Origin of the sequence: Prochlorococcus sp. ALOHA_ZT_50, assembly GCF_022447305.1 — a bacterium.
GTDB lineage: Bacteria > Cyanobacteriota > Cyanobacteriia > PCC-6307 > Cyanobiaceae > Prochlorococcus_A.
Map to the genome: position 1 here is coordinate 38,747 of NZ_JAKVCI010000015.1, position 13,375 is coordinate 52,121.

Annotated in this window: 17 protein-coding genes; 8 read left to right on the forward strand and 9 right to left on the reverse strand. The window is 33.1% G+C overall.

All coding sequences use genetic code 11. From position 1 onward, the window contains the following. Positions 1-9 precede the first annotated feature (9 nt). The 3 genes from cysS (at position 10) to MK115_RS05475 (ending at position 3,135) form a co-directional block, all read left to right on the forward strand. Positions 10-1,479: a cysteine--tRNA ligase gene (gene cysS, locus MK115_RS05465; protein ID WP_287610020.1), complete on the forward strand. Its 1,470-nt coding sequence runs from the start codon at positions 10-12 to the stop codon at positions 1,477-1,479. Between the two features lie 82 nt (positions 1,480-1,561). Then, positions 1,562-2,791: a 1-deoxy-D-xylulose-5-phosphate reductoisomerase gene (locus MK115_RS05470; RefSeq protein ID WP_287610023.1), complete on the forward strand. Its 1,230-nt coding sequence runs from the start codon at positions 1,562-1,564 to the stop codon at positions 2,789-2,791. A 2-nt stretch (positions 2,792-2,793) separates the two neighbouring features. Then, positions 2,794-3,135, forward strand: a complete 342-nt coding sequence (locus MK115_RS05475) for a (2Fe-2S) ferredoxin domain-containing protein (protein WP_075487132.1) — start codon at positions 2,794-2,796, stop codon at positions 3,133-3,135. Here the strand turns inward: MK115_RS05475 and MK115_RS05480 are convergent. From MK115_RS05480 to MK115_RS05495, 4 genes are read right to left on the reverse strand one after another with little or no spacing between them, the layout of a single operon-like run. Next, positions 3,125-4,210 (reverse strand): alpha/beta fold hydrolase, encoded by a 1,086-nt coding sequence (locus MK115_RS05480; protein WP_287610026.1) that lies wholly within the window; start codon positions 4,208-4,210, stop codon positions 3,125-3,127. The two genes, MK115_RS05475 and MK115_RS05480, sit on opposite strands and share 11 nt — an antisense overlap. Then, on the reverse strand, positions 4,191-5,630 hold the full coding sequence (locus MK115_RS05485) for an NAD(P)(+) transhydrogenase (Re/Si-specific) subunit beta (RefSeq protein ID WP_075537483.1): 1,440 nt from the start codon (positions 5,628-5,630) through the stop codon (positions 4,191-4,193). The genes MK115_RS05480 and MK115_RS05485 overlap by 20 nt, the downstream gene beginning before the upstream one ends. A gap of 8 nt (positions 5,631-5,638) precedes the next feature. Then, positions 5,639-5,932, reverse strand: coding sequence for an NAD(P) transhydrogenase subunit alpha part 2 (locus MK115_RS05490; RefSeq protein ID WP_011863273.1), 294 nt, complete (start codon positions 5,930-5,932; stop codon positions 5,639-5,641). A 12-nt stretch (positions 5,933-5,944) separates the two neighbouring features. Beyond that, entirely contained in the window at positions 5,945-7,075 is a 1,131-nt protein-coding gene (locus MK115_RS05495) for a Re/Si-specific NAD(P)(+) transhydrogenase subunit alpha (RefSeq protein WP_287610033.1), read from the reverse strand. Between the two features lie 127 nt (positions 7,076-7,202). Between MK115_RS05495 and MK115_RS05500 the strand changes: the two genes are divergently transcribed. The 3 genes from MK115_RS05500 to trxB all read left to right on the forward strand — a co-directional run bounded on the left by MK115_RS05500 (position 7,203) and on the right by trxB (position 9,616). After that, a complete protein-coding gene (locus MK115_RS05500; RefSeq protein ID WP_025894761.1) occupies positions 7,203-7,781 on the forward strand; it encodes a hypothetical protein in 579 nt (192 codons plus the stop codon). A 154-nt stretch (positions 7,782-7,935) separates the two neighbouring features. Then, positions 7,936-8,160, forward strand: coding sequence for a DUF8673 family protein (locus MK115_RS05505; RefSeq protein WP_025888753.1), 225 nt, complete (start codon positions 7,936-7,938; stop codon positions 8,158-8,160). A gap of 79 nt (positions 8,161-8,239) precedes the next feature. Continuing rightward, the gene (gene trxB / locus MK115_RS05510; protein ID WP_287610039.1) at positions 8,240-9,616 is read left to right on the forward strand and encodes a thioredoxin-disulfide reductase; all 1,377 of its coding nucleotides are present in this window, start codon (positions 8,240-8,242) and stop codon (positions 9,614-9,616) included. Between the two features lie 9 nt (positions 9,617-9,625). On the opposite strand, the gene infA is transcribed toward trxB, so the two are convergent. The 4 genes from infA to petM all read right to left on the reverse strand — a co-directional run bounded on the left by infA (position 9,626) and on the right by petM (position 11,372). Then, the gene (gene infA / locus MK115_RS05515; protein ID WP_025906690.1) at positions 9,626-9,892 is read right to left on the reverse strand and encodes a translation initiation factor IF-1; all 267 of its coding nucleotides are present in this window, start codon (positions 9,890-9,892) and stop codon (positions 9,626-9,628) included. A 92-nt stretch (positions 9,893-9,984) separates the two neighbouring features. Next, on the reverse strand, positions 9,985-10,197 hold the full coding sequence (locus tag MK115_RS05520; RefSeq protein ID WP_002807551.1) for a DUF8669 family protein: 213 nt from the start codon (positions 10,195-10,197) through the stop codon (positions 9,985-9,987). A gap of 56 nt (positions 10,198-10,253) precedes the next feature. Beyond that, positions 10,254-11,216, reverse strand: a complete 963-nt coding sequence (locus MK115_RS05525; protein ID WP_011818752.1) for an NAD(P)H-binding protein — start codon at positions 11,214-11,216, stop codon at positions 10,254-10,256. 57 nt (positions 11,217-11,273) lie between these two features. Next, positions 11,274-11,372 (reverse strand): cytochrome b6-f complex subunit PetM, encoded by a 99-nt coding sequence (petM, locus tag MK115_RS05530; RefSeq protein WP_011132786.1) that lies wholly within the window; start codon positions 11,370-11,372, stop codon positions 11,274-11,276. A gap of 93 nt (positions 11,373-11,465) precedes the next feature. Between petM and MK115_RS05535 the strand changes: the two genes are divergently transcribed. Both MK115_RS05535 and ilvN read left to right on the forward strand, forming a co-directional pair. Further along, a complete protein-coding gene (locus MK115_RS05535; protein ID WP_287610066.1) occupies positions 11,466-12,407 on the forward strand; it encodes an alpha/beta fold hydrolase in 942 nt (313 codons plus the stop codon). Between the two features lie 3 nt (positions 12,408-12,410). Beyond that, positions 12,411-12,935 (forward strand): acetolactate synthase small subunit, encoded by a 525-nt coding sequence (ilvN, locus tag MK115_RS05540; protein ID WP_011818754.1) that lies wholly within the window; start codon positions 12,411-12,413, stop codon positions 12,933-12,935. Here the strand turns inward: ilvN and MK115_RS05545 are convergent. Further along, positions 12,932-13,375, reverse strand: a 444-nt coding sequence (locus tag MK115_RS05545; protein WP_287610076.1) for a peptidylprolyl isomerase, incomplete at its 5' end; no start/stop codon positions are given. The two genes, ilvN and MK115_RS05545, sit on opposite strands and share 4 nt — an antisense overlap.

The following is a 13,375-nucleotide window of genomic DNA, read 5'->3' on the forward strand; positions in this document are numbered from 1 at the left end:
TATTTTAAGATGATCAAACTTTTTAATACTTTAAGCAAAAAAGTTGAGGTTTTTAAGCCTATTGATGATGTAGTAAAAATTTATTGTTGTGGAGTAACTGTTTATGATTTATGTCATCTTGGTCATGCCAGAAGTTATATAGCTTGGGATGTATTGAGAAGATTTTTAATTTACAGTGATTTCAAAGTGAAGTATGTTCAAAATTTTACAGATATTGATGACAAGATCTTAAAAAGAGCTAAAGAAGAAAGCAGTTCAATGAAGGAAGTATCTGAAAAAAATATTATTGAATTTCATAAAGATATGGATTCTTTAGGAATAATGCGTCCGGATAGTATGCCAAGAGCAACGAATCATATATGCAATATCTGCTCCTTCATAACAATCCTTGAGGACAAAGGTTATGCATACTCTAGGGATGGAGATGTTTATTATTCTGTTTTTAAAAATAAAAATTATGGAAAGCTAAGTAATCAAAATATACAAGAACAAAATATCAATCAGCAAGGAAGAATGGCTAATGATGAAAATAGTAAAAAACTTAATCCGCAAGATTTTGCACTATGGAAAAAAGCCAAAGATGATGAACCATTTTTTGATTCGCCATGGGGTAAAGGTAGGCCAGGATGGCATATTGAATGTTCGGCGATGGTTAAAGATGAATTAGGAGATACTATTGATATCCATTTAGGTGGTTCTGATTTGATTTTTCCACATCATGAGAATGAAATCGCCCAATCAGAAGCAGCCAATGGCAAAAAGCTAGCGAACTATTGGTTACACAATGGGATGGTCAATGTAAATGGACAAAAGATGAGTAAATCCCTTAAAAATTTTAAAACTATCAGAGAGCTAATTAAGTCAGGTATAAGCCCTATGACTTTGCGATATTTTGTTATGACTGTGAATTATAGAAAACCACTTGATTTTACTGAAGAAGCTTTAAGGAGTGCTTCAGAAGCTTGGAAAAACATTAATGTAGCCCTTTCTTTTATGGACCTTACAAAAGGTGCTTTTAGATCTATTGATAAAAATGAATCTATCGAAGAAGAATATAAAGAGAAAATAAGTTTTGAATTATCTCAAAAAAAGCTTAAATTTTCTGAGGCTCTGGGAAATGACCTCAATACAGCAGGTGCTATTGCAATTATTTACGATTTAGCGAAACCATTAAAAAACTTTTTAAACCAATTTCAAAGGGTTGAAGGTTTTAAAATAGACCTAAATGAAAAATTCTTTCTACTTGAGAATTTTAAAACTCTTGAAAAGTTGACTGAGGTACTTGGTCTTAAAAAAGAGGTTTTAGTAAAAGAAAGTAAAATAAAAGAAGAAGAAATATCAATGCTTATTAATGAAAGATTGAAAGCAAAAAAAGAAAAGAATTATGCGAAGGCCGATGAAATTAGGAATTTGTTAAAAGAAAAAGGTATTGAACTTATTGATCAATCAAAGGAAATAACAACATGGATAAGGGTCTAAATTTTAAGAAAAAAACCAATTTGAAATTTTTGTTTTTTAAATACACCTTTAAATGGGAAGATATTAGAAATATCAGAGAAAATTGAAATACATTACTGTGCTCGGTTCTACTGGTTCAATTGGGACTCAAACTCTCGAAATAGCTAGTGAGCAGCCTGATAAGTTTAAAGCCGTAGCTCTTTCGGCAGGAAGAAATATTAATTTATTAACAGAACAAGTTAAAACACATAAACCAGAAGTAGTTGCGATTGAGGATGAAAATCTTATAGAAGATTTAAAAGATAATATTAATAACTTAGATTTGGATAGTGCTCCCTTGGTTTTGAGTGGAAAGGAGGGGATTAACGCAGTTGCAGCATGGGATAAGGCAGATACTGTGGTTACAGGGATAGTAGGATGTGCAGGCTTAATTCCAACAATGTCAGCAATTAATGCGGGGAAAAATATTGCACTTGCTAACAAAGAAACTTTAATTGCGGCAGGACCAATTGTTATTCCTGCATTAAAGAAAAATAATAGTAGGCTTTTACCTGCTGATTCAGAACACTCTGCTATCTTTCAATGTTTACAAGGATTACCTAATTATGAAAATGCAGATTTTTCAACAGGAGAGATGCCTAAAGGTTTAAAAGCCATACATTTAACAGCTTCTGGTGGTGCTTTCAGAGATTGGGCCGTTGAGGATTTAAAGCATGTCACAGTGGAAGATGCGACTTCACATCCTAATTGGGATATGGGAAAAAAAATAACTGTAGATTCTGCAACTCTTATGAATAAAGGATTAGAAGTTATAGAAGCTCATTATTTATTTGGGACCTCTTACGAAAATATCGAAATAGTTATCCACCCTCAAAGTATTATTCATTCAATGATTGAGATGGAAGATTCTTCAGTATTAGCTCAATTAGGTTGGCCAGATATGAAACTACCCATTTTATATGCGATGAGTTGGCCTGAAAGATTTAAAACAAATTGGAAAAGATTAAACCTAAGTGAAATTGGAAAATTAACTTTTAAAGAGCCAGACGAGTTTAAATATCCATGCATGGGACTTGCCTATGCCGCAGGAAAATCTTCTGGGACTATGCCTGCAGTCTTAAATGCTGCTAATGAAATGGCTGTTGAACAATTCCTCAAAGAAAAAATTTCTTTTCAAGAAATTCCAACATTTATAAGTAAAGCTTGTGAATCACATATGGAGAATTTGAATTTGAGTCCCGAATTGGAGGATATTCTTGAAGTAGACAATTGGGCCAGACTTTTTGTTGAGCAAGAAATTAAAAAAGGGAAAAAATACGTAAGTATTGGATAAAAGTGAATATAAAAAAACATCTTCTACTATGCGCAACACCCACAAAACAGAAATGCTTTAAAGGCAATGAAGGTCAAAAAACATGGGAATGTCTGAAAAAGACTTTAAAAAAATTTGAGAATGATCCCTGTACAAAAAACGTTCATATATTAAGATCAAAAGCTGACTGTTTAAGGATATGTAAGAACGGCCCAATTCTTCTTGTTTGGCCTGATGGTATTTGGTACGAGAAAGTTTCTCCAGAAAAAATTTCAGAAATTTTTACCTCACATATTATTAACGGTAAGCCAATAGAAAAATGGATTTTTAAAAAAACACCATTTTTAAATAGTCCTAGATACTAATAAACCAGTTCTTTACTACTTCGTCTGACCAGCAGCCATTAATAGAGTGAAAACCATTATGACCTCCTTTTTCAGTTATAAAAATAGTAAATTTATCAATAAATTTTCCTCTTAAATTCAAAGTTGCATTATATGGAACCCAAGGATCATCCTTGGCATGAATAAAAAGCATTTGAGGTAATTTTTTTATTGAGTTTTGGATTCTAAATATTGGAGAAGCTTTAACATAATAATCTTCTAAAGAATTAAATCCCCAACTTGGAGCTGTAAATTTCTGATCAAATTCCCTTATACTTTTTAAAGTTCTAATTTTTTTTCTTAATTTCTCATTATTAAGAATTTTGCCTTCATCATTAAATCCCTCCCATAACTGATTTTTTAAGCGGTGAAGTAACCATTTTTGGTAGATATAATTTCTAGATTTTTCAATACAGAGACTGCATGATGATAAATCTAAAGGGCTACTCACACAGGCTAGGCCATCTAAAAGTTTTTCTCCTTTGTTTTCATCGTAATCTAAGCAGGCATTTAAAAGAATTGTTCCGCCTAAAGATAATCCAACTCCGTAAATTGGAAGATTATTCATCTTAATGAGATCTTTAAACTCTAAATTAATGAATTTTTTAAAATAATTAATTGCTGAAATAACATCACTGGAGCATCTAGCACAATAATTTCCTTTAGCTAAATATCTCGCAGATCCAGATCCTCTTAGATTTAATTTAAGAACTCCAAAACCATTATTTGCTAATTTCCTAGAGATTCTTCTTAAACCAAACCGTTTAGTTGAGCCCCCTAAACCATGTGTAACGATTACAAAACCCCTAAGTGAGTTTAAGTTTTCAGGTAATTCTAAAAAACCTAAAAGATAATCACATTCAAATTTTTTAGAAAGAATTTTATTAATCGGAAAGAATATTTTTTTATTTTTTTTTGATTTACCAAAATCAATAACAAAAGTATCTCTCAAAGTTTGTAAGTCGCCACCTATCCAAGGTAAGACTTCTCGAAATGGCTTATTTTTTACGTAATCTGAAAAACTAAAAGATATACTATTATTTCTCCCCAACTCCAAGATCCTTTAATTCTCCAATCAAATCATTCAGTACCTTTTTTGCATCACCAAAGACCATTGAGGTATTTGGCAGATCAAATAAATCATTTTTTATTCCGGAGTAACCTGCACTCATACCACGTTTAATTACAAATACCGTTCTTGCTTCCTGCACATCAAGAACTGGCATGCCATATAAAGGAGAAGAGCTATCATTTTTAGCTTGAGGATTAACCACATCATTTGCTCCTAAAACTAAAACAACATCCGTTGCTGGAAAATCAGGATTTACAACGTCCATCTCTTTAAGTTGTTCGTAAGGAACATCTGCTTCTGCTAAAAGTACATTCATATGTCCAGGCATCCTCCCTGCTACAGGATGAATTGCGTAAACAACTTCAATACCATTTTGCTCTAGTTTTTTTGTCACTTCCCTTAAAGTATGTTGAGCTTGAGCTACCGCTAGACCATAACCAGGAACAATAATTACCTTGTTGGCTGCCTCTAAAGTCAATGCACATTCTTCAACACTGCAAGAAGTTATATTTGTATATTCTCCTGAACCAGAAGAGGCTGTACTTTGTGCAGATAAAGATCCTCCAAAAAGAACTGAGACCAATGATCTATTCATACCCTTGCACATTACTTGAGTAAGTATTAGACCTGCTGCTCCAACCATTGCGCCTGCTACTATCAAAAGCTGACTATCTACAACGAAACCTGCTGCTGCTGCTGCAATCCCTGAATAGCTATTTAATAAAGATATAACGACTGGCATATCAGCTCCACCAATTGGCAAAGTAACTCCAATACCTAATAAAGAAGAAACTATAACTAAAAGCCAAATAGAACTTGTATTGCCGTTTATCAAATCAAAAAAGGCTATCAAGGAAGCAACTGCAAAAACAATATTTACAAAATGTCTAACTTTGCTCTGAGTCCATCCTGGAGTTGACAACCAACCCTGTAACTTTGCCATCGCCACAATTGAACCTGTGAAAGTTATGGCACCAACAAATATAGAAACAGATATTGAAACTTCGTTAATCAGTGACTTAAAAAAATCAAAATTTTCTTGGCCACCAGATATAGGAAAAATAGCTACTCCTAAGGCCACTAAAAGTGATGACATTCCTCCACAACCATTGAACAATGCCACTGTTTCAGGCATGGAGGTCATAGGTACTTTTTTTGCAAGAATTGCTCCGAATAAACTACCTATGATTGATCCAATTATTATCCAAATCCAAGACTGAATAGCAATTCCAGAAGTGCCTAAATAATAAGAAAGTAATCCTACTACTGATAGCGACATTGCAAATGCAGCTAATCTATTGGCATCCCTTGCTGATTTTACTTTTGACAATCCTTTTATTCCCAAAGCCAGTAAAAGTACTGCTAGAAGGTCAATAACGAATTTAATGATTACAGGTAGATTCATGTTAAAAATTACTTCTTATTTGATGGTTTACGACTAAACATCGCGAGCATTCGATCAGTTACAAAGAAACCGCCTACAACGTTGAAAAGAGCAAATCCAAGAGAAACTGAACCAATGATTAAAAGTGGTACGTTACCTTCTGCTTTTACAATTAAAGTCAAGGCTGCAAGCATTGTTATTCCTGAAATTGCATTTGCTCCACTCATTAGAGGTGTGTGAAGAGTAGGAGGAACTTTTCCAATTAACTCGAGGCCTAATAAACTACCAAGTAAAAGAACCCAAAGAAGACTTATAAAAGACATAATTTTAAAACCTCAATTTTCAAAAACTTTATTTTGAAGAACAACTCCTTCATCGCTTAATAAACATCCAGAAATGAGTTCATCCTCTTTATCTAATTTAATTACACCATCTTTTATAAATGGTGTAATCAAAGATGTTAAGTTCTTAGCATAAAGTGAACTTGCATCATAAGGAACTGAAGAGGGTAATTCGCCCGCTCCTATAAGTTTTACCCCATCTTTGATAATAGTTTCATTTGATTTTGTTCCTTCGCAGTTCCCTCCCTGAGAAACTGCTAAATCAATAACTACTGCTCCAGGCCTCATTTTTTTAATCATGGGTGAGTCTATTAAAACAGGGGCCTTTTTACCTAGAACTTGCGCAGTACATATAGCAACATCAGCTTCAGATAAATATTTAGTTAAAGTTGCCTTCTGTTTTGAGAGGAATTCGGGTGTTACAGCTTTTGCATAACCTCCTGCCTCTCCTGGCTTTTCCTCAACTTCAGGAAGTTCTATAAATCTTGCTCCGAGGGACTCTACTTGTTCTTTAACAGCAGGTCTAATATCAGATACAAATACTATTGCTCCAAGTCTTTTTGCTGTCGCAACTGCCTGTAATCCTGCAACGCCTCCACCAAGAACCACTACTTTGGCAGGTTGGACTGTCCCTGCTGCAGTCATAAGCATTGGGAAATATCTATCTAACTCACTTGCAGCCAAAAGAACTGCTTTATATCCAGCAATATTGGCCTGTGAAGAAAGAACATCAGAAGATTGAGCTCTACTAATCCTCGGAAGCAACTCTAGTGATAAAGCTGAAATCTTATTACTATTTATAATCCTAAGAAGCTCCTTATTACCATATGGGTTAAGAAGACCAAGAAGAACAGCGCCTTTCTTTAACTTAGTTAAATTATCCTCTGATGGAGTTTGAACACAAAATATTAAGTCAGCTTCACCCCAAATTTTTTGATCTAAGTTGTTTATTATTGTTCCGCCCGATTCTTCATATGATAAGTCACTAAATCCTGATAATTTTCCTGCTGAACTTTCAATATAAACATCACATCCAAGGCTTTTTAATTTCTTTACCGCTTCTGGTGTAGCTGAAACTCTCCTTTCACCAGAGCTTGTTTCGGAAGGAATAAGTATCTTTGTCAATTTATTTATTTTTTTAACATACTAAATATAAATTGAAGAAAGTCAAAAGTCTTGGATTTTTGTTAAAAATATATTTTCTTTTCTATAAAAAATAGCTATCTAGAATATATAAGTACTAAATAATCCAATGAGTATAAAAGCAATCGAATGTCCTGATGGAGTGTGCCACAGTCATCATGGTGGTCATGCTGTTCCAAGGCAAGCTATGCAGAAAAATCTAGAAAAGCATGGTAAAGACTGGTGCGAGAAATTAGCAGAGAGAATTTATGAAATGTCAGTTGATACTTATTCACAGACAGTCATGCCCAGTCTCCACTCGGCAGGTTGGCAAAGAAGACATTTAGATTGGGAATTTAAGCTGGCAGAAAATGATTCTGAACCTGATGAAGCTCTTGTTGAAGGAATTATTAATGCCACAGAAAGCTTTCTAAGGAGTAGTGAGGTTCATCGATTATTTATTCAAGAATTAGTTCAGGGCACATTCGAGGAAGCAAATGATAAAAAAATAATTTCTAAAGCAATAAAATCTATCATTGAAGAAGAAATTGTTAGTTCACTAAGAGAAAAGAAAGAAACTCTTTTAAAGAAAATATCCGCAAAATTAATATCAGAAGAAAAAGTTAGCGAGGAACTTGCAATAAATTCAGCTAAAGAGGGTTTTGAGGAAGTTGAAAGGCTACTTGCAAATCACAGCGAGGCAGTCTAACTCTATTTCTTTATATTTTCTTTATAATTTACCCAAAAATTGGCTCAAATATAAATTAAAGATTAAATTATTGTTTGGAAGTACAAAGTTGTAACTTATTAGACAATACATAGGTTCTCTGATGTGTTTATCTATATACAACTTAAATCTTTCAATGGACAATTTCATTAGAAAAAGGATCGACATAGCGACCTGTTGGGCTACCAACAGAATTTCTGCAATGGATACTCTAGAAAGATATGAAGACAGTTATGCAATCGCAGAAGAATTTAGAGAGTGGATATTACATATTGGAGAAAAGAACGAAAATTTAAAAGATTCTGTTTTAAACTTCCCAAAGGAATTAAAAAAGTTATTAGACCAAAAAGTCAACGATTGAGTAATAAATCTATCGAGTGAAATCCGCCCTACATTATTTGGGTTAGTTTATTATTATTAATAGTGAAATTAGCAAATAAATGGAAAATAAAGAGAAGATTTCAAACGTAGAAAATGTTGTAATTATAGGTTCGGGACCTGCAGGTTACACCGCTGCAATATATGCCGCACGAGCAAATCTTCAACCATTACTTGTAACAGGATTTAATTCTGGTGGAATTCCTGGTGGGCAATTAATGACTACAACATTTGTTGAAAATTATCCAGGTTTCCCAGATGGAGTACTAGGTCCTGAATTGATGGATCTAATGAAGGCTCAAGCAGAAAGATGGGGTACTAATTTATACGAAAGTGATGTTGTCTCAATAAATACTGATTCACATCCCTTTGAATTAAAAACTTTAGAAGGAACTATAAAATCTAACTCAATTATTATTGCAACTGGAGCAAGTGCAAATAGATTAGGCGTGATAAATGAAGATAAATTCTGGAGTAAAGGAATAAGTGCTTGTGCAATATGTGATGGAGCCACCCCACAATTTAGAGATGAAGAATTAGCTGTTATTGGAGGGGGCGACTCTGCATGTGAAGAAGCAGCATATCTCACAAAGTATGGAAGCAAAGTGCATTTGATTGTTAGATCAGAAAAATTAAGGGCTAGCGCAGCAATGGTAGATAGAGTAAAAGCTAATCCAAAGATAGAAATTCATTGGAACACAAAAGTTGATAAAGCGGATGGTTCTGAATGGCTTGAGAGAATAGAAACTATTCACTCTCAAGAAGGTAAAGGGGAAATCAATATAAAAGGTCTTTTTTACGCGATAGGGCACACACCAAATACGAAGTTCTTAGGCAACAAAATTGATTTAGATAATAAAGGCTATATTGCTTGCAAATCAGGAAGGCCAGAAACATCTATTGAAGGCATCTTCGCTGCAGGTGATGTTGTTGATTCTGAGTGGAGACAAGGAGTTACCGCTGCAGGAACTGGATGCATGGCAGCATTAGCTACTGAAAGATGGCTAGCCGAGAAAAACTTAGCAAAAACTATAGTCAGAGAAACACCCGAACCAGAAAAAAAACTTAATTCATCAGATTTTAATGAAGAAGAAGTTAATGAAGATACTTTCGATTCAAATTCTGAATGGCAAAAAGGCAGTTATGCATTAAGGAAACTTTATCACGAGAGTAAAAAACCTATCTTAGTAATTTTTAGTTCCCCTAGCTGCGGCCCATGTCATGTTTTGAAACCTCAGTTAAAAAGGGTAATTAAAGAACTTGATGGTGCAGTTCTTGGCGTTGAAATAGATATTGATAAAGATCAAGATATTGCAAAACAAGCTGGTATTAACGGCACACCAACAGTTCAACTTTTTAAAGAAAAATTATTAAAAAAACAATGGCAAGGTGTTAAACAAAGAAGTGAGTTTAAAGAAGCGATAAAAAATATTATCTAAAGTAACTTTTTATTTATTATTTCTCTTGGGATTATTTTTATTAGTAGTAGGTCTAGCACCGCCTGCATTCCTCTCTCTATAAGTTATCCTCCCTCTAGAAAGATCATAAGGACTTATCTCAACTAACACTTTGTCTCCAGCTAATAATTTAATTCTAAATTTAGTCAATTTACCTGCAGCTCTACATAAACATTGATGTCCTTCAGGTTGTTCTAAGGTAACCAAATAAAATCCATTCCCCTGCTCTTTTTCTATTACACCTGAAGTTTCAATCATTAATTAATCTTTTACTAAGTTCATATTATCAGAAAAAGATTGGCCAAAATTGATTTAAGAAAAATTACATACGTAAAAATATGAAATTCAATTCAAATTGAAAATTTAATTTCATTAATTATTTGAAGTTGACCATAGTAAAAATTTGCTTTCGCAATTTTTTCAGAATCTTCTAATTGATCAAAAAAAACAAACCCAAGGCTTTCCCATAATGAAGATCCGCAAACATTATTCAATTCATTTTTTGCTTCTTTTGCAAAATTATCTAGTTTTCGTTCAAGGTTTTTAGACTTAGAAACAGACATAGGTCAATAATATTTAATATAGTACAAATATACTATCTGATTCTAAAATTGCAATATTAAAAAGGTAATCTCTTTTTTTCTTCAATATTAAGATCTGCTTCCATTTCCCTTAATCTTTTAAGTATTTGTTGATAGTACTCCTTTATATAACTCTCTAGTGAGGTCATATCTTCTTTTTTAAGTTCCAATATTTCGTAAGTTTTGCTCATGTCAGCATCTAATGATTCACCACTACTAGTTACTTCAGCAAAAGCCAATCGCTCAGCAACATTAAGAGAATCTTGGAAAAAGGAAACTACTTTTTGAGTGACACTAATAAGGAAGGGGGAAACTCTAAAAATTTTCGCCTTTTTTTCACTAAATTTTTCACATAAAGATATAACTTCATTTGAATCCCATGCTTTGGGACCTACTAATGGCAATGATGTTCTGTGAGTTTTTGGATTATTTACTGCTGCTACAACAACTTTCGCCATATCTTGAGTATTCATATAAGCAATTTTAGTTGGAGTCCCACTCATCCACACTGCTTGACTATCCAAGATTGGGATTGCGAATTGACCAATAACTCCTTGCATAAAAGCTGCACATTTGAAGATTGTATAGTCTAAATCAGATTTTTCAAGAAGTTTTTCAGTGCAAAATTTAATGTCCATTAAAGGAACATTTCTAAACTTTTCTGTTAGGAGGATAGAAAGGAATATTACCCTTTTTACGTTTAAAGATTCGCAAGCATTGAATAAGTTAAGTTTTCCATCCCAATCAATTTCATAAATACTTTTAGGATCATCTGGCCTACTAGTCGCTGCATCAATAACTACTTCAATATCTTGCAATGCATATTCGATATCAGAAGAATTTAATAAATTACCTTTTGTTAGCTCACAACCCCATTCTTGTAGAAAGGAAGCTTTTCTTGGATTTCTTACAAAGCATCTTACTTCATGTCCCTCTTCTATAGCTTGCTTTGCTATTTGTCTACCAAGTGTCCCTGTTGCTCCTACTAAAAGAATCTTCATACTTAAGATTTACTTAACTTTAAGACCATAACTCAAATTGTGATGTATCCGTGAGAATCAGTCTCCCTGAAACTTTAATAACAAAGCACCACCAACTAATCCTATTGGTATCAGTATCCAAAAAACTGCTGCAATACTAAAAATTTCTTTAGCCATAGTAAAATTTAATGATTACTATAATTTACATTCAATATACATTTATTTGTTAAAAATGTAGATAATTCAAATATCTTGAAAATTTTTGAATATATGAATAATAATTTTAAAAAAAATATAAACATTCCTAATTACTGGAATTGGAATGGTTTTAAAATTTGTTGGAGTGTTACAGGCGAAGAAAATGAGATTCCAATTATCTTTCTCCATGGATTTGGAGCAAGTCGAAAACATTGGAGAAACAATTTAGAGTATTTTGCGAAAAAGAATTTTGCCTCTTATTCTTTGGATTTAATAGGATTTGGGGATTCAGATCAACCTGGGATTAGACAAATTGGAAAACTAGATAATGAGATTTGGTCTAATCAAGTGAAAGACTTTATTGCACAGGTGATAAGACCAAAGAATTCTGGGAAAGTAATTCTTATTGGCAATTCCCTTGGATCACTAGTTGCTTTAACATGTGCTGTTTCATTAGAGGATCAGATTGCAACAGTTATTGCATCGCCTTTGCCAGATCAAATTCAAGAAAATAAAAAGTCCATAACAAAAAAATCATCATTTAAGAAATTTCAAGATAGATTCATAAGAATATTTTTTATGTTTTTCCCTTTGGAGATTATTTTATTTTTAATAACCAAATTAGGGGTTATAAAACTGGGACTAAATTCTGCCTATTTCAAAAAAGATAATATTGATCGCGAACTAATAGATTTGGTAACAAAACCAGTTTTAAGGAGAACTTCAGCTAGATCATTAAGAGCAATGTGTATTGGAATGTCTTCAAGAGATGAAAAATTTCAAGCTTCTTACCTTTTGAGAAAACTTAGCGCCTCAAAAAAAGTTCCTTTTTTATTGATTTGGGGAGAAAAAGATAATTTCATACCTTTGTTTGTTGGTAAAAAGATTGCAAATTTCCATAGATGGGTAAAATTAAAAATAGTATCCAATTCAGGGCATTGTATCCATGATGAAGACCCTTCAGTATTCAATAGAATTTCTTATGAATGGATTAGAGATTTAAAAACCTTTTAAAATATGAAACATACATTATCAGTTCTTGTAGAAGATGAATCTGGAGCCTTGAGTAGAATCTCAGGTCTCTTTGCTAGAAGGGGATTCAACATAGATAGCCTTGCAGTAGGACCTGCAGAATCTAAAGGGATTTCAAGGTTAACAATGGTAGTAGAGGGTGATGATGAAACTCTTCAACAAATGACTAAGCAACTTAATAAGTTATTTAATGTTCTGGGAGTTGTAGATTTTACTAATCTCGCAGCTGTTGAGAGGGAATTGATGTTACTAAAAGTTTCATCGAAAGAAGATACTAGGAGTAATATCCTTGATATAGTACAGATTTTCCGTGCAAAAGTTGTTGATGTATCAGATATGGCCTTAACTCTCGAGGTAGTTGGAGATCCTGGGAAGTTAGTTGCTCTAGAGAAATTACTCGAGCCATACGGCATCCTTGAAATAGCGAGGACTGGTAAGGTAGCTCTTAAACGCTCTTCAGGAGTTAATACAGAAATGTTGAAAATAAACAAATATTCTCTAGAAATTTAATTAGATATCTGGACTGCCTTGATGTAGTCTTCTTTATTGATTTTTTCGAGTACGTCTAATCCTTTAATAATCTTTCCAAAAATCGAATATCTTCCATCTAGTTCTGGGATCTTAGTCGTTACAAAAAAAAATTCAGTAGATGAAGACTTATTCTTACCGCTCTTAACCATAGCGATTGAACCACTCTCAAAAGTATTAACTAAATTTTCAGTTTCATTAGGATTTTTTATTTGATAGTTATATCTTGGTTTAATTTCTTCTTTGAATTTTATTTCTAAAGGTATTGTTGGACTTGTCTTATTCAGGTTTTGTTTTCGTTTTAGATAAGATTTATTTTCTGGATTAACGCCGCCATGTATAAACTTGATTTGAGGATAGTTTATTATTTTATAAAATTTTTGATTTACGTAAATATTATTTTCTATGTTTTCCAAAAAGTT